This is a genomic window from Sporosarcina sp. ACRSM (assembly GCF_022346545.1).
Taxonomy (GTDB): Bacteria; Bacillota; Bacilli; order Bacillales_A; family Planococcaceae; genus Sporosarcina.
This window is the reverse complement of the sequence record NZ_JAKRNU010000002.1, coordinates 145,422-168,132: the sequence shown is the minus strand read 5'-3', so window position 1 is coordinate 168,132 and position 22,711 is coordinate 145,422. Positions and strand designations below refer to the sequence as shown.

At 43.7% G+C, this 22,711-nt stretch carries 19 protein-coding genes; 15 read left to right on the top strand and 4 right to left on the bottom strand.

Annotated elements, in window-relative coordinates:
* Nucleotides 1-71: 71 nt before the first annotated feature.
* On the top strand, nt 72-980 hold the full coding sequence (purU, locus tag MHZ95_RS04605) for a formyltetrahydrofolate deformylase (RefSeq protein WP_239389352.1): 909 nt from the start codon (nt 72-74) through the stop codon (nt 978-980).
* Nucleotides 981-1,036: 56 nt separating this feature from the next.
* Here purU and MHZ95_RS04600 read toward each other — a convergent pair whose 3' ends face one another.
* From MHZ95_RS04600 to MHZ95_RS04590, 3 genes are all read right to left on the bottom strand, one after another.
* Nucleotides 1,037-2,308, bottom strand: coding sequence for an L-lactate MFS transporter (locus MHZ95_RS04600; RefSeq protein WP_239389564.1), 1,272 nt, complete (start codon nt 2,306-2,308; stop codon nt 1,037-1,039).
* 211 nt (nt 2,309-2,519) lie between these two features.
* Nucleotides 2,520-3,311: a formate dehydrogenase accessory sulfurtransferase FdhD gene (gene fdhD / locus MHZ95_RS04595; RefSeq protein WP_239389351.1), complete on the bottom strand. Its 792-nt coding sequence runs from the start codon at nt 3,309-3,311 to the stop codon at nt 2,520-2,522.
* The gene (locus tag MHZ95_RS04590) at nt 3,298-3,672 is read right to left on the bottom strand and encodes a Na-translocating system protein MpsC family protein (protein ID WP_239389350.1); all 375 of its coding nucleotides are present in this window, start codon (nt 3,670-3,672) and stop codon (nt 3,298-3,300) included. Before MHZ95_RS04590 ends, fdhD begins: the two co-directional genes overlap by 14 nt.
* A gap of 282 nt (nt 3,673-3,954) precedes the next feature.
* Between MHZ95_RS04590 and fdhF the strand changes: the two genes are divergently transcribed.
* On the top strand, nt 3,955-6,885 hold the full coding sequence (gene fdhF, locus MHZ95_RS04585; RefSeq protein ID WP_239389349.1) for a formate dehydrogenase subunit alpha: 2,931 nt from the start codon (nt 3,955-3,957) through the stop codon (nt 6,883-6,885).
* Between the two features lie 6 nt (nt 6,886-6,891).
* Nucleotides 6,892-7,392, top strand: a complete 501-nt coding sequence (locus tag MHZ95_RS04580; RefSeq protein WP_239389348.1) for a helical membrane plugin domain-containing protein — start codon at nt 6,892-6,894, stop codon at nt 7,390-7,392.
* 123 nt (nt 7,393-7,515) lie between these two features.
* On the opposite strand, the gene MHZ95_RS04575 is transcribed toward MHZ95_RS04580, so the two are convergent.
* On the bottom strand, nt 7,516-8,418 hold the full coding sequence (locus MHZ95_RS04575) for a chemotaxis protein (RefSeq protein ID WP_370642899.1): 903 nt from the start codon (nt 8,416-8,418) through the stop codon (nt 7,516-7,518).
* A gap of 334 nt (nt 8,419-8,752) precedes the next feature.
* Here MHZ95_RS04575 and cyoE point away from each other — a divergent pair, with 334 nt between their 5' ends.
* From cyoE to cysK, 12 genes are all read left to right on the top strand, one after another.
* A complete protein-coding gene (cyoE, locus tag MHZ95_RS04570) occupies nt 8,753-9,694 on the top strand; it encodes a heme o synthase (RefSeq protein WP_304648878.1) in 942 nt (313 codons plus the stop codon).
* Between the two features lie 513 nt (nt 9,695-10,207).
* The gene (locus MHZ95_RS04565; RefSeq protein ID WP_239389562.1) at nt 10,208-11,986 is read left to right on the top strand and encodes an SLC13 family permease; all 1,779 of its coding nucleotides are present in this window, start codon (nt 10,208-10,210) and stop codon (nt 11,984-11,986) included.
* A 12-nt stretch (nt 11,987-11,998) separates the two neighbouring features.
* A complete protein-coding gene (cysC, locus tag MHZ95_RS04560; protein ID WP_239389346.1) occupies nt 11,999-12,598 on the top strand; it encodes an adenylyl-sulfate kinase in 600 nt (199 codons plus the stop codon).
* Between the two features lie 327 nt (nt 12,599-12,925).
* Nucleotides 12,926-13,645, top strand: a complete 720-nt coding sequence (locus tag MHZ95_RS04555; protein WP_239389345.1) for a phosphoadenylyl-sulfate reductase — start codon at nt 12,926-12,928, stop codon at nt 13,643-13,645.
* A gap of 37 nt (nt 13,646-13,682) precedes the next feature.
* Nucleotides 13,683-14,831, top strand: a complete 1,149-nt coding sequence (gene sat / locus MHZ95_RS04550) for a sulfate adenylyltransferase (RefSeq protein WP_239389344.1) — start codon at nt 13,683-13,685, stop codon at nt 14,829-14,831.
* A 32-nt stretch (nt 14,832-14,863) separates the two neighbouring features.
* Nucleotides 14,864-15,643 carry a uroporphyrinogen-III C-methyltransferase gene (gene cobA / locus MHZ95_RS04545; RefSeq protein ID WP_239389343.1) on the top strand — a complete coding sequence of 260 codons (780 nt, stop codon included), beginning with the start codon at nt 14,864-14,866 and terminating at the stop codon, nt 15,641-15,643.
* 28 nt (nt 15,644-15,671) lie between these two features.
* Nucleotides 15,672-16,427, top strand: a complete 756-nt coding sequence (locus MHZ95_RS04540) for a sirohydrochlorin chelatase (RefSeq protein ID WP_239389342.1) — start codon at nt 15,672-15,674, stop codon at nt 16,425-16,427.
* A gap of 353 nt (nt 16,428-16,780) precedes the next feature.
* A complete protein-coding gene (locus MHZ95_RS04535; RefSeq protein ID WP_239389341.1) occupies nt 16,781-16,927 on the top strand; it encodes a YezD family protein in 147 nt (48 codons plus the stop codon).
* Nucleotides 16,928-16,983: 56 nt separating this feature from the next.
* The gene (locus MHZ95_RS04530) at nt 16,984-18,819 is read left to right on the top strand and encodes an assimilatory sulfite reductase (NADPH) flavoprotein subunit (RefSeq protein ID WP_239389340.1); all 1,836 of its coding nucleotides are present in this window, start codon (nt 16,984-16,986) and stop codon (nt 18,817-18,819) included.
* Nucleotides 18,820-18,845: 26 nt separating this feature from the next.
* Complete coding sequence (gene cysI, locus MHZ95_RS04525) at nt 18,846-20,570, top strand: assimilatory sulfite reductase (NADPH) hemoprotein subunit (protein WP_239389339.1); 1,725 nt, start codon at nt 18,846-18,848, stop codon at nt 20,568-20,570.
* Between the two features lie 252 nt (nt 20,571-20,822).
* Nucleotides 20,823-21,458, top strand: a complete 636-nt coding sequence (locus MHZ95_RS04520) for an NAD(P)-binding protein (protein WP_239389338.1) — start codon at nt 20,823-20,825, stop codon at nt 21,456-21,458.
* A gap of 170 nt (nt 21,459-21,628) precedes the next feature.
* The gene (gene cysK / locus MHZ95_RS04515) at nt 21,629-22,558 is read left to right on the top strand and encodes a cysteine synthase A (protein ID WP_239389337.1); all 930 of its coding nucleotides are present in this window, start codon (nt 21,629-21,631) and stop codon (nt 22,556-22,558) included.
* Nucleotides 22,559-22,711: the final 153 nt, after the last annotated feature.

Below are 22,711 nucleotides of genomic sequence, written 5' to 3'. Positions count from 1 at the left end.
AAGTCATTGAAAAAACGAATAAAAACCTGCATAATGATAAGTTAGTATCTTTATTGCTAGGAGAGATTAATATGGTATCTGAGGTAAATCTTAAATTGAAAGAGAAGCAACAGGGTAGGGTACTTGAAAATCGGGGACGACTATTAGTGAAATGTCCAGACAAACCGGGGATTGTCTCGGTATTATCGACATTTTTACATAATCATAGTTCGAATATCATCGAATCCAGCCAGTACTCGAGTGATCCGGAAAATGGGACTTTTTTCATCCGAATCGAATTTCACTGTGAAAATCTGTTGGAGAAACGGGCACAACTTGAAGCGGACTTTGCAGAAATCGCTGCGAATCACTCGATGGATTACCATTTCGCATATAGCAATGAAAGAATACGTTCAGCAATATACGTATCAAAAGAGCCTCATTGTTTAATGGAATTGTTATGGGAATGGCAAAATGGTGATTTAGACACGGATATTGTCGTTGTTATTAGCAACCATGAAGAAGCCCGTCCCTTGGTTGAGTCTTTAGGGATTCCTTTCCACTATATCCCTGCTAATAAAGAAATTCGGAAACAAGTTGAGGCTGAACAAATTCGTCTAATGGAAGAGTATAACGTTGATTTGCTGATCCTTGCTCGTTATATGCAAATCTTGACACCTGACTTTGTTCGACATTTTGAAAATCGCATCATCAACATCCATCACTCATTTTTGCCAGCATTCATTGGGGCAGGCCCATACGAGCGTGCATTTGAACGCGGTGTAAAATTGATAGGTGCTACTTCCCACTATGTCACAAATGATCTTGACGAAGGTCCAATTATTGAGCAAGACGTGGAGCGGGTGGATCACCGAAATGATGTGATCGATTTGAAGAAAATCGGTCGTCAAATCGAAAGGCGGGTTCTTGCAAAAGCTGTGAAATGGCATCTGGAAAACCGGATCATCGTTGAAGGAAACAAAACGATTGTGTTTCATTGACCCCAACAAAATACGAGTGTCCAGTCAGTTTACTGGGCACTCGTATTTTAATTGTATCAATTACTGATAACTTTTTTCGTAGGTTCGAATATTTTTCTCTCGCTTTCCAATCGCACTTTTTTAATATCAAAACGGATCAAAATGGAAATGACGAGTGCAATTACAAATAAACCGGCAAAAAAGATGAGACTGCTTTCATAACTTCCCGTTGTATCTTTCATCCAAGCGGCGAACATAGGCCCCGCAAGTCCTGCGGCCGACCAAGCTGTTAAAATATAGCCATGGATGGCACCAAGTTGTTTCGTTCCGAAAATGTCGGCAATGTATGCAGGAATAGATGAAAAACCACCGCCATAGCATGTGTAAATAATGGCTAACATGACTTGAAACAGAATTGCGTTAGTCGTAGAAGGCAATAGGGCAAATAAAAGAATCTGGATGACAAAAAAGGCGGTGTATGTGTTTTGCCGGCCGATATAGTCAGAAATAGCCGCCCAACCGAGTCGCCCGGCTCCATTGAAAATGCCAAGAACACCGACAAGTGCAGCCGCTTGAATCGTTGTCATGCCGATACTATCGATGGCAAGCGGTTTGGCTGCGGATAGTATGGCAATGCCGCAAGTGACGTTAATAAAGAGCATGAACCATAAATAGTAAAAACGTTTCGTTTTCACTGCCTCATTTGCAGTCAATTGAGCTAAATCCTGTTTTTGTTCCACCTTGCCGGACTTCATTTTTTCGATAAAACCGGGAGGCGCCCAACCTTCTTCAGGTTTTTCAAGATAGAGAGAAGATAAGATCATGATGACTAAATAAGAAAAACCGAGAATATAAAAGGTATTTTGAAGTCCGACTGAAGTGATCAACGCTTCCATTATCGGACTACTAATGGCGGCAGCAAAACCGAACCCCATAATTGCAAGCCCTGTTGCGAGTCCTCGGCGGTCTGGAAACCATTTGACGAGAGTAGAAACAGGCGCAATATATCCCACACCAAGCCCGATACCGCCAAGCACCCCGTAAAACAAATAGAGTAGCGGCAACGAGGAAGCGCTTACAGCGAATCCCGAACCAATTACACCTGTTCCGAAACAGACCGCTGCCAAAATACCCGCCTTTCGAGGTCCATATTTTTCGACGAAATGGCCAAGAAAGGCGGCAGAAAGACCCAAAAATAAAATAGCGATACTGAAAGTGAGTTGCACTTGACTTGTGGTCCAACCGAACTGTTCAATCAAAGGATTCGTAAAGTTACTCCAAGCATACACGGACCCGATTGAAATGTGAATCCCTACTGCTGATGCGGCGATCAACCATCTGTTTTTCATTTTCTTCCCATTCATCCCTTCTCCTCCTTAATTTATATATGAAATTAAACAGAAAAAAACTGTAATCTCCAAATCCATTTTCAGAAGACAGAATACGAGATGATAAACCTTTTAATTGCATAAATGAATATTTTTTCTAATATTTCAGCCATGTTAGCATCTTTTAATCTATTTGTCACTACAGTTTTTGAAGGTTGATGGAAATTTGCTGTTATTTTCCAATGATCCGCTCAGGGTGTGTATAGAGATTAAATGAATTTTGTCGGATGAATCCAACAGTCGTAATGCCGAGTTCTTCAGCAAGAATCAGAGCGCGTTCTGTCGGGGCAGACTTGGAAAGAACGATTTCGCACCCGATTTTTGCCACTTTCAATAAGATTTCTGATGAAATCCTTCCGCTGAAAACGATAACTTTGTCGCGGACGGAAATCGATTCTTTCAAGCAATGCCCGTAAAGTTTGTCCAGCGCATTATGTCTTCCGATGTCCATCCGGGATAAGATAAATCCATTCGGATCACAAAGCGCTGCAATATGAACCCCTCCGGTTTGGTGGAACAGATCTGCCGATTGGTCCATTTGTGCCATCAGGGTAAAACAATCTTCCGGAGTGAGAGTGACATGGATCGTTTTCATTTTTTTAGCGGTTAAGGCATCATGGGCAAAAACAAAACCTTGCCTGCTCATTCCACAACAAGAATTGATATAGCGTTTGTTCAGCATTTTTTCATAAAAAGGATACATCTTTTCCGTTTCAATATGCACAAATCCCGATTCTTCCTGAAGCCGAATTTCTTTAATATCTTGATAGTTTGGTATGACGCCTTCTGATGCCAAAAAACCTACTACCATATCTTCGATATATTGAGGTGAACAGACAATTGTCGCAAATTCACGTCCATTGATGTGAATCGTTATGGGCTGTTCGGTAACAACATGGTCCATTTTTTCTACAAATTGTCCGTTGGTGTAACGAAACACGGTCCTTTTTTTATCGAGATCCATTCGACTCTCCTCCCGTATCTTCAATCGACCGATCAAAAAGGAAAACGGAAATGGCGATATCATCCTGCAACTTGATATCTGAAAAGAGATGGACAAATTTTGCGCCGATCAGCTCCTCCATGCCTGCGGGAGGGGCTTTATCATAGACATCTTGAATCATGCGGGTTCTTGCCGCATGTACCATTTCTTTACCTTCTGGTGTCTGGGCAATAAATTTTTCCGTAGGTGTCAAGTTTCCGTAGAGAGTGGAAATGACCATGTTGTCCATGATGACCGTATGAATCCGTTCAGGACCTTTCCCGAATAATTCTTTGCGTAACTTTCTAATAATATCATTAAATTCATGTATTTTTTTCGACATGGATGGGTTCCTCCTTCAGAAGTGTATAAATAGCTGTTGCAATATTTGAAAAACAGATTGTTAATTCAACCAACATCCACTATACTAGAGTTATAGATGATTTTGCGGTATGACCTGCCCTGAGATTATCAAACATAAACCTAAAAATTGGATTGGTTGTTTAGCATGTCCTGTTAGAAAACTATTCCACTATGGAAGTGCACTTGTCAAGTCGGTGTATTTTTTCATAGTGGTTTTTTTATTGAACTTTAATTGATTGGTGATTAAAAAGGAGGCGTTAACATGACGGTCAAGATTAATGGGTCCGCTTTTCATTTCGAAGAAGGGAAGACGATTCTTGAAGTGATCAATGAACACCAATTTGCCCATCCGCAAATTTGTTATTTACCGGAAGTGGATCCAATTCAGACATGCGACACATGTATCGTAGAGGTAGATGGACGCCTGGTTCGCGCATGTTCTACGAAAGCGATTTCAGGGATGGATATATCGCTATCCTCTCCGAGGGCGAAAGAAGCCCAGACGGAAGCGATGGATCGGATTCTTGAGAATCATTTATTGTACTGCACGGTCTGCGATAATAATAATGGAAATTGTAAAATACATAATACCGTGGACTTGATGGAGATTGAGCACCAAAAATATCCGTACAAACCGAAATGTCCGGAAAATAGTGTGGATTTTACCCATCCATTTTACCGCTATGATCCAAACCAGTGTATCGCTTGTGGGCAATGCGTGGAAGTATGTCAAAATTTACAGGTGAATGAAACATTGTCCATCGATTGGGAGAGAGAGCGCCCGATTGTTCTATGGGATGGCGGAGCGAAAATCAATGATTCCTCCTGCGTCGGTTGTGGTCATTGTGTAACTGTTTGTCCTTGCAATGCGTTGATGGAAAAGTCGATGCTAGGCGAAGCTGGATTCATGACCGATATGAAAGACGAAATCCTGTCACCGATGATCGATTTGGTGAAGGATGTAGAGCCGGGCTATAGCGGCATCATGGCCATTTCAAATGCTGAAGCGGCGATGCGCGACACGCGGACAAAAAAGACAAAAACGGTCTGCACATTTTGCGGGGTGGGCTGTTCGTTTGAAGTATGGACAAAAGACCGAAAAATCTTGAAGGTCCAACCTGTTTCGGACGCCCCGGTCAATGCGATTTCAACATGTGTGAAAGGAAAATTCGGATGGGATTTCGTCAATAGTGAAGAGCGGATTACGACACCGCTGATCCGCAAAGGGGATGCGTTTGTTGAAGCGACTTGGGAAGAAGCACTAGACCTAGCTGCACGTCAACTCGGCGCCATAAAAAAAGAGCATGGCAAAGACAGTGTCGGGATCATTTCTTCATCAAAAATCACAAATGAAGAGAACTATGTCATTCAAAAACTGGCACGCCAAGTTTTTGAAACGAATAACGTTGACAACTGTTCACGCTATTGCCAATCCCCTGCAACGGACGGCTTGTTCCGCACAGTCGGCATGGGAGGGGATGCGGGGACCATCAAAGATATCGCAAAAGCGGGTCTTGTCATCATTGTTGGAGCAAACCCGGCAGAAGGGCATCCTGTTCTGGCTACACGTGTAAAACGTGCCCATAAACTGCATGGACAGAAACTGATTGTCGCAGATTTACGGAAAAATGAGATGGCGGAACGCTCGGATATCTTCATGAGTCCGAAGCAAGGCACAGACCAAGTTTGGCTTATGGCAGTGACCAAGTACATCATTGATAACGGCTGGCATGACCAATCGTTTATCGAGGAAAATGTCCATTATTTCGAGGATTTCAAAGACGTTCTTGCGAAATATACACTCGATTATGCAGAGAAAGTGACGGGCGTGTCCAAAGAGATGCTGATCCAGACTGCGGAAATGATCCGGGATGCGGACGGTACATGTATTCTTTGGGGTATGGGCGTCACGCAAAACACAGGTGGATCCGATACATCTGCCGCCATTTCGAATTTATTGCTTGCGACGGGGAACTATCGCCGTCCAGGGGCAGGTGCTTATCCGCTCCGCGGTCATAATAATGTACAAGGCGCATGCGATATGGGAACACTTCCGGGTTGGTTGCCCGGTTACCAACATGTGACAGATGATGCAGCACGCGGAAAGTTTGAGGATGCATACGGCGTCAAGATCGAAGGCAAGCCTGGAATGGATAATATCCAGATGTTGCATTCAATTGAAGACGGGATCATGAAAGCAATGTATATCGTCGGGGAAGATATGGCGCTCGTCGATTCAAATGCAAACTATGTGCATGACGTCCTCTCCAAACTGGACTTTCTTGTTGTACAGGACGTATTCTTCTCCAGAACTGCCCAATATGCGGATGTTATTTTACCAGCCGTACCATCCCTTGAAAAGGATGGCACATTCACCAATACGGAGAGACGTGTGCAACGTTTATACAAAGCGCTTCCGGAGCTGGGGCAAGCGAAGCCCGATTGGTGGATTGTCCAAGAGATTGCGAACCGTCTCGGTCAACAATGGAACTATCACCATCCAGGCGATATCTTTGCCGAGATGGCAAGTTTGTCTCCGCTCTTCAGTCAAGCGGATTACAGCGTGCTTGAAGGATGGAATAGCTTCCTTTGGGGAAGTTTGGATGGCGCAAGCACACCATTGCTCTATACGGACGGATTTAACTTCCCGGATAAGAAAGCGCGCTTTGCCCTTTCTGACTGGGTGGAGCCTGTTGCATTTCCGGATGAGTTTGATCTCCATATCAATAATGGGCGTTTGCTAGAGCATTTCCATGAAGGCAATCTGACAAATAAATCAGATGGGATCCAGGCGAAAGTGCCGGAGATTTTTGTGGAAATTTCACCTGAGCTTGCGAAAGAGCGTGGGGTGTTAAGCGGTTCGATCGTTCGTCTGATCTCCCCATTCGGCGCATTGAAATTGCCGGCACTTGTAACGGGACGAGTGAAAAAAAACGAACTTTTCCTGCCGATGAACTCGGTTGAAAAAGAATCAGCCATCAACTTCCTGACCGGCCCTGCCGTCGATCAACGCACGAATACACCGGCGTATAAACAAACGATGGTGCGAATGGAAGTTTTGAAGAGAGATGGCGAGAGTCCATTGCCTAAAACAAATCATCGAAACAAAAAACGGCATCCGCAAAACGGCGTGGAAGTACAACGGAAATGGGCGCGACCGAATTATGTCCATTTGACGGATAAGGGAAGGTGATGTTCGATGGCTATACCGATTACGACCATCAAAAAGAAAGAATTGACAGCCGAGGAGAGCAAACGTCAAAAAATAGATGAGCTTCAGTCATTGATCGCCGAGCAGGATCATGTGTTCAATAAAATACTAGAAATTACAGGAGAACTGGATGATGCGGGCGTTTTCGATGCATTAAAAGCGATGGTGAAAGCGAAAGATGAACTTGCGAAGGTTGCAGTCGAGCAAGCAGGGAGGGAACCTGTCACCAATTTGATCAATCATGCGCTGAATGCATCCGGGGTTGTGGCTGCAATCGATCCGGAAGTGACCGCGAAAATTGGAGCAAGCGTGAAGAGCGGACTTGAGGAAGCTGAACTTTACCGGGATAACGGGCACAAAGTGAGCATTTTTGAATTAATGGGCGCCTTGAATGATTCCGATACAAATCGGGCCATTAAGTTCGGATTGGATTTTCTGAAAGGGATGGGGAAGGAGTTGGGACGTGATACACGCTCCGGCGATGTGTAAAATGTCCAAGAAGATTTTGCATCTAAATAGATAAAAAGAAAAAGTGATTCCGAAAAAGGGAATCACTTTTTCTAATGCTTATCCATCTTTACGTACAAGAGGTTCGAAAAATCAGTGTTTCTTCTATAATATATGTGTATCGATTTTCAAAATCAATTCCGCAATATCGGGTTTGCTGATCTGTTCGATTGCGCCGACTTGGTTGCCTTTATGGCGTAAATCATCCGTTATTAGACTGGAAAAGATCACGACAGGCAATTTTTCCAGAACGGGATGGGTCTTGATTTTTTTCGTGAAATGATGCCCGTCCATTTGTGGCATTTCAATATCTGTAATGACTAAATGGACATGGTCTTCAATAGTTCCTTCTTGTACTTCGTTTTCCAAGTATTGGTAGGCTTCTTGTCCGTTTTCAAAAAACTCAAGATTGTCATAACCTGCTTCGGAAAGTGTATCCGCTAAAAGTTGACGGAGTAAGGGAGAATCTTCTGCCACAATGATTTTCTTTTCGGAACGCTCCCGTTTACCCAGTTTTTTTACCTCGTCCATTCGGATACCGGATTCTGGATTGATGTCAACCATGATTTTCTCAAAATCGAGTAGTAGAATCATATCGTTATTGAATTTGATGACACCGATTATTTGCGAGCTTCCCCCTTGATACATATCGGAAGGCTTTTCAATCTGTTGCCAAGAAAAACGGTGGATTTGGGTGACATTTCCTACATGGAATACGACCATTTGCTTATTGAATTCCGCAACAATGAATTTTTCTTGTGGATCATGCGGAGCAGTCGTTAATCCCAAAGCTTTATACAAATTGACAACTGGAAGCACTTCTCCTCGTAATTGAATTATCCCTTCGACATGTGGATGGGCATGTGGAACCGAAGTGACAGGAATCGGCTGGATGATTTCCTTTACTTTAATGACATTAATGCCAAATCTGTTATTCCCCAATTCGAATTCAATGATTTCAAGTTCATTGGTCCCACTTTCTAATAATATACCTTTTGAACCTTGCACAATTCCATCTCCTTTAATTATGTTCATGCTTCGATTGTACCATGGAATGTATAATTATCCTATTTTGGATTTTTTACGTTTTAAAATAGGTTTTCAGGTCGTTTTTTTGTGCTGATGTAACTGTCGTCAATTTGTCACGAATCTTTCCTTTGTCATACCTGACAAGTAATAGTAAAATGGATAGGAAGAGGTCAGTTTCTACAAAAATCGTGAAATGAACTTCATGGTCGAGGAATTCCCCTGTGATGAAGTGATGCTTCCGGCGGATCATGGATCTGGGGCGATATGGATCGAAATAACAAGTAACTGACGTTATTTGAGGAGCGATTGATAAATGGTTAGAGAGAAAATGCCTTCTATGCGGAATGGCGAAATGGCTGCTTTGTCAAATGAGCGAACTGGGTCAACACTTTTAGCGGATATCGTTTCTTTATTTAAAGGACTTGTTCTCGTTTTAAATGTATTACCCGTCTTGACTGGTTTTTGGTTGGCGCTACATTTTACAAATACAGCCTTTAGTGAAACTTGGTCTGTATTTTTATTGACAATCATTGGAAGTACACTTGTAATGGGAGGGGCACTTGTCCTCAACAACTGGTATGACGTCGACATTGACACAATAATGGACCGGACGAAAGAACGGCCGACTGTCACAGGACATTTCCCACTTAAAGCTGTTTTGACGATAGGTCTTGTTTTGTCGGCAATCGGATTTGTCCTTCTTCTTTTCACAACTATTGAAGCGACAGTTTACGCGTTTATCGGGTGGTTTACGTATGTCATTTTATATACGATGTGGTCAAAGCGGAAATACACCTTAAATACAGCAATCGGTAGTGTTTCCGGTGCTGTGACGCCTTTGATTGGTTGGGCGGCTATTGCACCGGGTTATCATATTGTTCCAATTGTATTTGCACTGTTGCTATTCATCTGGCAAATGCCTCATACTTTTGCGATCGCCATAAAGAAATTCGATGAGTACAAGGCTGCAAAAGTTGCGATGTTACCGGTTGTTCGTGGCATCCCTATGACAAAACGGCAAACGGTCATTTACGTTGCCTGTTTAATGCCATTGCCGTTTTTATTAAGTTCGCTTGGGACAACTTTCATGGTTGTGGCGAGCGTGTTGAATGTAGTGTGGTTAGTTGCGACCATCACTGGTTTTTTTACAAAAGATGATAAGAAATGGGCGCAAACGATGTTCCTATTTTCAGTGAATTATTTAGCGATCATATTTTTAGTGGCTATTATTGTGACATTCCCCGTGTTCAATTGACGCCACTGTTTATCAACTGACGAATCCCTTGAGCATCTACCTCGAGGGATTTTTTAGCACTGTATTCATAGTAAACCTATATGAATTTAAAAATATACTGAAAAGTCATTGACTTTGAATTTTGGTTACGGTAATATGATTCTCGACTGAATCATTCAACTTGCTTCAGCAAATCTTTTTGTACTGAAAGCGAAGCGTCAGCTACAGAAGTCCCCATTTTCATAAATGACGGGATGAATGCTAGAAATGCATTTAATTCAGTGGGGGTTCAAGCCCTGGCTGAATTAAGTTGAGCCTCCGGCGGATGTCACAGTTTTTGAAAGGAGTCAATTGCGCAAGCGCAATTCAAAACCTGGACGCAATTACGCCGAGGCGAAATTGATTTATACATGTGATTGCCGATTAGACAACTAAAGGCATCTTTCTGACCGATCAATTGGATCGGCTAGAAAGATGCCTTTTTGTCATCGAAGAACTGTCGGGAAGGAGTTGGAGAGATTTGTGCTTTCGATGATGAATATGGATATGATGCTCGTGCTTATTTTAATCGTTTCGATGCTTGTTTGTTTAATCGTTGAAATCGCGCGGCCGGGAATGATCATATTTTCTGTGCTGGTGATTTTATTACTAGCCGGAATATTGACGCCACGGGAAGCGCTGAGCGGTTTTTCAAACGAAGGGATGATGACCGTCGCCTTGCTGTTCATCGTTGCAGGTGCTGTTCAAAAAAGCGGAATGACGGATTATATCGTAGAAAAATGGTTAAGGAAAAGTCAGACTGAAACAGGGGCTATGGTACGATTTTTTGTACCCATTTCCATGCTATCTGCATTCCTGAATAATACACCGATTGTTGTTACTTTCACACCGACGATCAAAAACTGGTGTGAAGAGCGGGGAATCGCTCCTTCCAAGTTTTTGATTCCCTTGTCCTATGCAACCATTTTAGGTGGAACGATTACATTGATGGGGACTTCGACGAATATCGTTGTGCATGGGATGCTATTGGACTATGGATTGGATGGTTTTTCGCTATTTACACTGTCAGCTGTCGGTATTCCAGTTACAGTGCTCGGTCTGTTCTTTCTGTTCACGATCGGGAAACGGCTGTTACCAGACCATAAAGGGTTTAGTCAGCAAGTGAAAGAGGGTGCGAAAGAGTATATTGCGGAAATGAATGTCGGAACGAATTATCCTTTTGTTGACCAAAGCGTAGCGACCGCAGGACTAAGTAATTTGGAAGGTTTGTATTTAATCGAAATCATCCGGGAAAGCGGACGCGTTTCACCTGTACGGAATTCGACAATCATTCAAGCAGGGGATCGGCTCATTTTTGCAGGGAAAATTTCGACGATGGCGGAATTGCAGAAGATGAATGGATTGACCCTTAGGACCGGGACTGATCTTGAATTGGATGATTTGAAAAATGGGTCAACACATCTAGTTGAAGCGGTTGTGTCCCACCGTTCCGGTTTGCTGTCCAAGTCCATCAAACAATCCCAGTTTCGGGCACGCTTCGATGCAGGCGTAATTGCCCTGCATCGCAATAACGAACGAATCCAAAGTAAAGTGAGCGATATACTAGTAAAGCCTGGTGATACACTGCTATTGCTGGCAGGTGCAGATTTTGTAGAGAAGTATGAGCGTTCGAATGATTTTTATGTTGTTTCTAGGTTGGAAACACCGGATGTGCTGAATCGGTTTTCGTGGAAATCTTGGTTTTCTATCGCTTTGTTAGTGTTTATGATTTTGTTTGTATCTTTCGGCTTGTTTTCGATGCTAGAGGCGATGGCACTGGCTGTTATTTTGCTCATCATTGCCAAAATCGTCAACGCAGAAGAAATTATGAAAAATATGCAATTTGACGTGTTGCTCATAATTGCTAGTTCACTTGGAATTGGGGTGGCGATGACAAAAACGGGGCTTGCAGATATGCTCGCAAGCGGGCTGATTACAGTCGGAGAACCGTTTGGCATCATCGGGATTATCATCATATTCTATACGTTGACCAATCTTTTTACCGAATTTATCACGAATAGTGCAGCTGCGGTTCTTATGCTACCCATCGGTTTGGAGTTGGCCAATACATTGCATGTGGACCCGATGGGATTTGCGATTCTCGTAACGATTGCCGCATCCGCAAGTTTTTTGACCCCGATCGGTTACCAAACGAATTTGATCGTTTATGGACCCGGAGGCTATACATTTTTCGATTATGTACGAATTGGAACACCTTTAAGTTTGTTAGTAATGGTGACGGCAATCACCGTTATTTATACTATTTGGTTTTAGGAGGAGATCACAATGACAGCATCAACAAATATCGTATGGCATGAATCAGAAGTGACAAAGGCGGAAAGACAACGGGCGAAAGGGCATAAAAGCGCTGTTCTATGGTTTACGGGCTTATCTGCATCGGGGAAATCAACAATATCGGTTGCATTGGAAACCGTACTTCACCAAAAATCGATCCACACGTACCGGTTGGATGGAGACAACGTTCGATTCGGCTTAAACAAGAATTTGGGTTTCAGTCCAGAGGATCGAACTGAAAATATCCGAAGAATTGGTGAAGTATCTAAGTTGATGATTGACGCGGGTTTACTGACGTTAACAGCGTTTATTTCTCCTTATCGGGAAGATCGTGGGCAAGTAAGGGAGTTACTGGAACCCGGTGAGTTCATCGAAGTGTATGTCAAGGCTAGTTTGGAATCTTGTGAAGAACGCGATCCGAAAGGTCTTTATAAAAAAGCGCGATCAGGCGAAATCAAAGGATTTACAGGAATTGATGCCCCTTATGAAGAGCCGGAAAACCCGGAGATCGTCATTGATACAGATCAGCTAGACGTTAAGGGAGCTGTCAATCTGATTCTGGATTATTTAAGTGATAATGGGTATATTTGAAGATTCCTAGGAAACATTTTCTCTAATGTGTAATAAACTAGTTTAAAACCTACTTGACATATAGGAATTATCTAGATATTATAATCAATAACAACTGGCTGACCGGATAACCGGAAGCCTTTCCTTATCAGAATATAGCAACTAACCATTCGCTGACTAGAAAAACTAGAGGCGACTTTAATCACTGTTCGGTTAAAGTCGCCTTTTTTAAAATATTAAAAGTTTGTTTATTCTTTTAAAAATGACAAGAGGGAATTAGGGGAATTATCTAGCATTTAAAGAAAGGGATTTCTAAGTTATCAAATGATGAAAGGAGCGAATATCGCGATGTTAACTTATGATACCTGGACGGATCAGGAACGGGATTTTATTGCGGATGATCCGTCCAAAGGGGCACTGGATGTCCTGCGCTGGGCATATGACGAGTACGACGAGAAATTAGTGTATGCGTGTAGCTTTGGTGTTGAAGGGATTGTGATGATCGACCTCATTTCGCAGATAAAACCGACTGCTCATGTCGTCTTTCTGGATACGGGTCTTCATTTCAAAGAAACGTATGCGCTAATTGACGAAGTGCAAAAACGTTATCCTCAATTGGTCATCGAAATGAAAAAGCCGGAACTGACCGTTGCACAACAAGCCGAAAAATACGGAGACAACATGTGGGAAAGGCAGCCGGATCGCTGTTGTTACATGCGGAAAGTGATTCCCCTTCGGGAGACGTTGAGTAGCGCAACAGCCTGGTTGTCCGGCCTGCGTCGTGAACAATCAGCATCGAGAAGCAAGACGGACTTCATCAACAAAGATGAGACGTTCCAATCGGTGAAAATTTGTCCACTTATCCATTGGACGTGGACAGATATTTGGGATTACGTAAAGGAACACCAATTGCCTTATAACCCGTTACATGATCAAGGGTTTCCAAGCATAGGTTGCGCACCATGTACATTGCCTGGAGATACCACAACAGGGTCGCGTGAAGGGCGTTGGGCCAATCAGACAAAAACGGAATGCGGTCTGCATCAGCCAGCCGCAGGTAACGAATAAAGAAAGTTTTAGTTTCTATAAAAATGGAGGAATTGACATGAGTTTAAGCACACCACACGGCGGGACGTTAATCAATCGATGGAATCCGGATTTCGATAGTAATAGCTTGACTGTAACGGTTGAACTGGATGAAATCGCGAGCAGCGATCTGGATTTGATCGGTACGGGAGCGTATAGCCCAATCAGCGGTTTTCTAACAGAAAAAGATTATAACGCAGTAGTAGAGACAATGAGATTATCGACGGGTGAACCGTGGACTATTCCGATCACATTGCCGACAACAGAGGAAAATGCACAGCAGATTTCAATCGGTAGCCTTGTCAAATTGGTTCGTGATGGCGAGGCCTATGGGATCCTCGAAGTTTCCGATATTTACAAGCCGGATAAGGAGAAAGAAGCACAACATGTCTATCAAACGACCGATCTTGCGCATCCGGGTGTCAAAAAGTTATTTGAACGCCCAGCTGTGTACTTGGGTGGACCGATCACGCTCATTAAACGTCGACCACTCGATGAGTTCTCGAAATATCTCTATGATCCGCAAGAAACACGGAAAAACTTTGAAGCATTAGGTTGGAAAACGGTTGTCGGTTTCCAAACGAGAAATCCGGTCCATCGGGCACATGAATACATTCAGAAATCAGCATTGGAAATCGTTGATGGGTTGTTTTTGAATCCACTTGTAGGTGAAACAAAATCGGACGATATTCCAGCGGATGTGCGCCTTGAAAGCTACGAGGTGTTACTTGAAAATTATTATGCCAAAGACCATGTGTTCTTAGGAGTCTTTACAGCGGCGATGCGCTATGCGGGACCTCGGGAAGCGGTTTTCCACGCGATGGTGCGCAAAAATTTCGGATGCACTCACTTCATCGTTGGTCGGGACCACGCCGGTGTAGGTAATTATTACGGCACATACGATGCGCAGAAAATCTTCAGCAAGTTTACGACGGAGGAGCTGGGGATTACGTTGCTATTCTTTGAACATAGTTTTTATTGCAATGCGTGCCAAAGTATGGCAACGCCAAAGACATGTCCGCATGATGCGGCAGAACATGTCATCTTATCCGGAACGAAGGTGCGTGAAATGCTTCGCAATGGGGAACACCCTCCTGCAACTTTCAGCCGTCCGGAAGTGATTCAAGTATTGATAGAAGGTTTGAAAAAAGAACTGATCCATTCGTAAAAGGTTGGCGAACGGTGAGAGGAGAGAAGAAGATGGGGAAAGTATATTTGGTTGGCGCTGGACCCGGCGATGTTGATTTGATCACCGTTAAAGGTCTGAAATGCATTCAAGAAGCGGATGTCATCCTATACGATCGCTTGATCAATAAAGAGCTGTTAACGTATGCAAAACCCGGGGCGGACTTGATCTATTGCGGGAAACTACCAAACTACCATGCCATGATTCAAGACACGATCAATCACTTTTTAGTGAAATATGCAAAACAAGGCAAAGTGGTTACACGATTGAAAGGGGGGGATCCTTTCGTCTTTGGAAGAGGGGCGGAAGAGGCGGAAGTGCTGGCCAATCATAAAATTCCATATGAAGTCGTTCCTGGCATCACTTCCGGAATTGCTGCTCCGGCATATGCCGGCATCCCGGTGACACATCGTGAATTGGGTTCGAGCTTCGCAATCGTGACAGGTCATATGCGTGCCGGAAAAGATGATGCGATCCATTGGGAAAGCCTCGCGAAAGGAATCGATACGCTAGCGATTTATATGGGGGTCGGCAATCTCCCTTATATTTGTGAACAACTGACCAAACATGGCCGATCGGCAAATACCCCGGTTGCGCTCGTCCATTGGGGAACGACGGAAGCACAGCATACGATAACGGGCACACTCTCGACAATCGTTGAAATCGCAAAGGCATCCGATATCCAAAATCCAAGTATGATCATCGTGGGGGAAGTCGTGAAATTACGGGATAAGATTCAATGGTTTGAACAAAAAATGATGAGTGAAACACTTATGAAAGAAGCTACATTCTAATTGTTCAATACAAAGGGGGAAGGACAGCATGCAAGCCGTATTATATGTTGGTCACGGTAGCCGCTTGAAAGCAGGCGTCGATGAAGCGATACAATTCATCGAAAGGTGTAAATCACGCATTGATGCACCGATTCAAGAAATCTGCTTCCTGGAATTGGCGAAGCCGAATATTGAAGAAGGAATTGCGAAGTGCGTGGAACGCGGGGCTACGAGCATTGCGGTTATCCCCATCCTATTATTGACAGCGAACCATGCAAATGAAGACATTCCATTTGAAATTGAAGTGGGAAAAATCATGTACCCGGATGTCACATTTACATATGGAAAACCACTTGGGATTCATTCGAAAATCGTGGATAGTCTTTATGATCGGATCGTAGAACAGCAAGTACCGATTGCAGAAGATGCGCATGTATTGCTGATAGGGAGGGGGAGCAGTGACCCGGCTGTAAAAAGGGACTTGACGGAGATCGCACGGTTATTGAAAGAGAAGTACTCATTTTCAGACGTCGATGTCAGCTTTCTTTACGGAGCAAAGCCCTCATTCGAAGATGCCTTACGCCAATTGAAAGAAGCTCACCATCGGCAAGTATTTATCATTCCTTATTTACTATTTACAGGAATTTTGATGAAAAGCATTGAGAAGAAAGTGGCGCAACAGTTTTCCGCTGACCAACAGCTTATCCTTTGCAATAGTCTCGGTTATCATGAGGCAGTGGAAGAAGTGCTTGCCGAGCGGGTGAATGAATTGCTCGAAACGCCAGAAATCTGGCAACTAACTTGATTCAGCGGAAGTCCCCCACTTCCAAAAGTGGCGGGATGAATGCCAGAAGGCATTTCAATCAGAGGGAGTCCAATTCCCTGCTGATTAGAGGAACTCAGGCTAAGGTCGCCGCGTCCTGCGGCAATGCCTGAGTGACCAACATCCTGTTGGCCCAAGCCTCCGGCGGATGTCACAGATTTTGAAAGGAGTTAATTGCGTTTAGCTAAGTGCCTTAAATTCTGCAAAGAACGCAGAAATACGGCAAATCGAACCCTACGCTGTTCGCTTCGCAATTCAAAATCTGGACGCAATCACGCCGAGGCGTGATTGATTCTCTTAATGGGAAATACAATTTGAAAGGACGTTCATTGACTATGGGGAAACGTGAAGAAAATCTTGAGTTTACCATTGAAAATTTGAAGAAAATGTTGAGCACGATGAATTACGGCTCCATCACGCTCGTTGTCCAGGACAATGTTGTAATTCAAATTGAGAGAAATGAGAAAATTAGATTGAAATAAACATTCTGGACAATTGTATTCAGATTTTATAAATATGATTTTGTGAGGTGGAAGTGTTGACGCTTCAAGTGATAAATAGTCCTTTTAATGAAGAGCAAGTGCAGCTTTTAAATTTACTATTACCAAAATTGACAGAGCCGCAAAAAATTTGGCTTGGTGGTTATTTGAGTGCCTATCAGCCAATGAACGCGCAAATTGCGGCGAGTGATGTCGCTGTTGGCGAGATACATGCTTCCGTTATGCAAACCGAAGTGGCCAGGAAAGAAGTGACGATTCTTTATGGTTCACAAACGGGTAACGGGCAAGCATTGGCAGAGAGCTTATCCAAAAACCTGTTGGCGGAAGATTTTCATGTCTCACTGTTCTCCATGCACGAATTTAAGTTAAATTCCCTGAAGAAAATAGAGAATTTATTATTAGTGGTCAGTACGCATGGGGAAGGCGATCCACCGGATAATGCTTTGCCATTCTATGAGTTTCTGTTTGGGAAGCGTGCCCCGAAACTGGATCATTTACAGTATTCGGTTTTAGCACTAGGTGATAGTTCATACGAGTTTTTCTGCCATACAGGTAAACAATTTGATGAACGTTTGCAAGAACTGGGTGCAAAAAGGCTCACACCACGAGTCGATTGTGATTTGGATTATGACGAACCTTACGAAGAATGGTCCAACCAAGTATTAGAAAATCTCAAAGAGCGGTTGGGGTCCGCTGTAGCACCGTCATCACAAGTTGCAGTCGGCCCAGGCGCAACCCAACAATCGAGCTATTCCAGATCAAAACCGTTTCAAGCAGAAGTGCTAGAAAACATCGACTTGAATGGTCGCGGTTCAAACAAAGAAACACGACATTTGGAATTATCATTGGAAGGGTCGAATTTGGAGTACGAACCGGGCGATAGCTTGGGCATTTATCCAACGAATGATGAAAAATTGGTAGATGAATTGATTGCAGCTGCAAAATGGAATCCAGAAGAAACCGTACATGTCAATAAGCAAGGAGAACGCCGAGCGCTCAGAGAAGCCCTCATCTCCCATTTTGAAATTACTGTACTTACAAAACCGCTATTGCAAAAATTTGCGAATCTGATCAACCATCCAAAGTTGGTTGAATTAGTGGCATCCGAGAATGATCAAGCATTGAAAGAGTATATTGACGGTCGGGATTTGTTAGACCTTGTACAGGATTTCGGACCATTTAACATTCCTGTAAACGAGTTTGTAGCACTTCTAAGAAAAATCCCTGCTCGCTTATATTCAATTGCGAGCAGTTCGAAAGCCAATCCGGATGAAGTCCATTTGACAATTGGGGCAGTTCGATACGAAACATATGGCCGTGAGCGGAAAGGTGTTTGCTCGGTTCAATGTGCAGAAAGATTGGAGCCTGGTTCGACCGTACCGGTTTATATTCAACGGAATGACAACTTTAAATTACCTGATAATCCCGATACACCTATTATAATGATTGGACCAGGTACAGGGATTGCTCCGTTCCGATCGTTCATGGAAGAGCGGGAGGAAATCGGTGCGGAAGGGAAATCGTGGTTATTCTTTGGCGATCAACATTATGTGACGGACTTCCTTTATCAGATCGAGTGGCAAAGATGGCTGAAGGATGGCGTCTTAACGAAAATGGATGTCGCTTTTTCACGGGATACGGATGAGAAGGTGTACGTTCAACACCGCATGCTGGAGCAGAGTGAGGAGATTTACCGATGGTTAGAAGAAGGCGCTGTCGTTTATATTTGCGGGGATGAAAAGAATATGGCTGCCGATGTCCATACCACTTTGGAAACGATTCTTCAAGAAGAAGGCGCCCTGAATGCGAAAGAGGCCGCCGATTATTTGGCAGACATGCAAAAGCAGAAACGTTATCAGCGCGATGTCTATTGAAGCAAGTGCGAAAGGGGTAAAAGAAGATGACACAAAAAATAGTTTTACCGCCGCAAACGGGAGAACCGAGTGATGTCGAGCGGATTAAACGGGAAAGTAATTATTTGAGGGGGACACTTGCAGAAACGCTTGTGAACCCGATCAGCTCTGGGATCCCTGATGATGATAACCGATTGATGAAATTCCATGGCAGTTATTTGCAGGATGATCGAGATTTGCGTAACGAGCGGCAACGGCAAAAGTTAGAACCGGCCTATCAATTTATGGTTCGTGTTCGTGCCCCGGGCGGTGTTGCAACGCCGGAACAATGGCTAGTGATGGACAGTGTGGCGAATAAATATGGCAACGGAACATTGAAGTTGACAACTCGGCAAGCTTTTCAAATGCACGGGATATTAAAGTGGAATATGAAGAAAAACATACAGGAAATCAACGCAGCGTTAATGGATACATTGGCCGCTTGTGGGGATGTCAACCGTAACGTCATGTGTAATCCGAATCCTTATCAATCGGAAGTCCACGCGGAAGTGTATGAATGGTCCCGACAGTTGAGTGAATATTTGTCTCCGCGGACATCCGCTTATCATGAGATTTGGTTGGACGGGGAAAAAGTCGTGGACAGTCAACAAGCGGATGTAGAAGTGGAGCCAATGTATGGCGCATTGTATTTGCCGCGTAAATTTAAGATCGGGATTGCTGTTCCTCCGAATAATGACATCGATGTGTTCTCGCAAGATTTAGGCTTCATCGCCATTTTGGAAGATGATCAACTTGTCGGATTCAATGTAGCGGTCGGTGGAGGCATGGGCATGACACATGGAGATAAAGAAACGTATCCTCAGTTAGCGCGGGTCATCGGTTTTTGTACACCTGAACAGTTGCTGGAAGTTGCAGAAAAAGTAATCACGATACAGCGTGATTACGGGAACCGCTCTGAGCGGAAGAATGCACGTTTTAAGTATACGATCGATGCGCGAGGACTTGATTGGATTAGCGAAGAGCTCAATGAACGATTAGGCTGGGTACTTGCAGAAGCGCGGGCCTATCATTTCGATCATAACGGAGATCGCTATGGTTGGGTGAAAGGGAGCAACGGGAATTGGCATTTCACACTCTTTATCCAAAACGGTCGTGTCAAGGATTCGGATGATTATCCGTTAATGACAGGTTTACGGGAGATTGCGAAGGTTCATACGGGAGATTTCCGACTGAGCCCGAACCAGAATTTGGTCATAAGCAATGTGACAAGTGCAAAAAAGAAACAAATCGTCGAAATGATGGAGCAATATGGTTTGACAGCCGGAGAGCAGCATTCAGCATTGCGTCGAAGTTCGCTCGCATGTGTCGCTTTACCGACCTGTGGATTGGCGATGGCGGAAGCCGAACGTTATTTACCGGTGCTCTTGGATAAAATCGAAGTGATTTTGGATGAAGCGGGATTACGTGATGAAGAGATTGTCATCCGGATGTCTGGTTGTCCGAATGGTTGTTCACGACCTGCATTAGGGGAGATTGCTTTTATCGGAAAGTCGCCTGGTAAGTACAATATGTACTTAGGGGCCGGTTTTGTAGGCGATCGTTTGAATAAATTATACCGGGAAAATGTTGGGGAGCAGGAAATTCTTGATTTGCTACGTGCGCTCTTTTTCCAATATGCAAAAGAAAGGCAAGAAGGCGAGCATTTTGGCGATTTCGTCATTCGTGCAGGACATGTGAAAGCGGTCCAATCCGGCCTGGATTTCCATGATTGATTGAAAAAGACCGTAGCATCTACGGTCTTTTTTAGACGGACTAACTTGATTCAGCAGAAGTCCCCACTTCCATAAGTGACAGGATGAATGCCAGAAGGCATTTCAATTCCAAGGGAGTCCAAACTCCCTGCTGATTCAAGTTAAGCCTCCGGCGGATGTCACAGATTTTGAAAGGAGTCAATTGCGCAAGCGCAATTCAAAATCTGGACGCAATTACGCCGAGGCGTAATTGATGGGGAGGTGAAGTGTGCAATGGAAGCATACCCAATCATGTTATCTATTAAAGGGAAGGAAGCGGTAGTTGTAGGTGGGGGGACTATTGCTTACCGGAAAATGATCGGTCTATTGCAGGCGGGGGCACTTGTCACTGTAGTTAGTCCGGAATTGCATGAAAAGGTCGAGCAATTATACCTCGAAGCACGGATTGAGTGGAAAAAGAAAGAATTTGAACCGACTGATATCGCATCTGCATGGCTTGTCATTGCAGCGACGAATAGCCATGTGGTGAATGAACTGGTTGCGCTATCTGCACAAAATCATCAACTGCTCAATATTGTCGATAATCCGGAAGCGAGTAATTTCCATGTTCCGGCAAAGTTGACACGAGGGGACTTGACGATCAGCGTCGCGACAGCCGGAGCTAGCCCTACACTAGCCAAAACTATCCGTGATGAACTATCATTGATTTACGATGATTCGTATAAGGATTATCTACAATTTCTGGCTGAAGTAAGGGAGAAAATTCGGCATTCAACACTTGAGCATACAACAAAAATGCACTATATTAAAGAATCTACAGAAGATACGTTCAGACAATCAAAAGAAAAACAGCAAGACTTTATCGAGAAAATTGATCGCCTACTGTATGAAAACGCAATACACGTATAAAAATAGGTACTACCCTTTCAAAAAAAGCAGTTCATTCACTTCTGTGAATTGATCTGCTTTTTCGATTGAGTAAATGTACTATATAGGTAGGAATAATGTGCTTTAATGGGTATAATAAGAGAAGCGGGAAATATTTTCATAAACACTATAAAGATAAAGGGATGAGAGAGATGCGGATTGTCAATAATATTGCTGAACTAATAGGTCAGACACCACTTGTTAAACTAAATAGACTTCCGGACGCGAAGGGGGCAGCTGTCTATGTAAAATTGGAATTTTTTAATCCGAGTCGTAGTGTGAAAGACCGTGCTGCGTATAATATGATTATTGAAGCCGAGAAAAGTGAAGTGTTGAAACCGGGGGCAACGATTATCGAACCGACTTCAGGCAATACCGGAATCGGGCTTGCGATGAATGCTGCCGCAAGAGGTTATCGTGCCATTTTTGTTATGCCGGACAATTCCACAGTTGAACGGATCAATTTGATGAAAGCCTATGGAGCGGAAGTCGTTTTAACGCCGAGTGCAGAAAGAATGCCGGGTGCCATTGCAAAAGCGGATGAAATCGCAGCGACGATCGAAAATAGTTTTATACCAATGCAATTTGAAAATGCCGCAAATCCGGACATCCATCGCACGACGACTGCAGTCGAAATTATTGAGGCGATGGAATCGATCGACCGTAAACTGACTGCTTTTGTGTGCACATCGGGGACCGGCGGGACAGTGACAGGTACGGGCGAAGCATTAAAGGTCCATGATCGGAATATTACTGTCCATGTCGTTGAACCAGCCGGATCACCTGTTTTATCGGGAGGTCAACCAGGAAAGCATAAGCTGGTCGGTACAAGCCCAGGTTTTATCCCTCCAGTGCTCAATACGGAGGTCTATGATGAAATCTTTCAGATTGAAGATGATGAGGCGTATGAGACCGTACGGGGATTGGCGGCAAAAGAAGGGATTTTGATCGGTCCTTCAGGCGGAGCGTCCGTCTATGCAGCGATGGAAGTGGCAAAGCGATTGACACCGGATGATACGGTCGTTTGTATCGCACCTGATTCCGGCGAGCGTTATTTATCGAGTGATTTGTTTGAATCATAAAAAAGAACCTTATGCCATTATAGTCGGCATAAGGTTCTTTTGGCTTGTTCGCATTATTTGGGAGAATTGTCGACCAGTTCGTCAACATATCAAAAAAAATATCGAAAAGTTCGACAATAATAGTTGACAAATCATATCTATATAGTAGAGTAT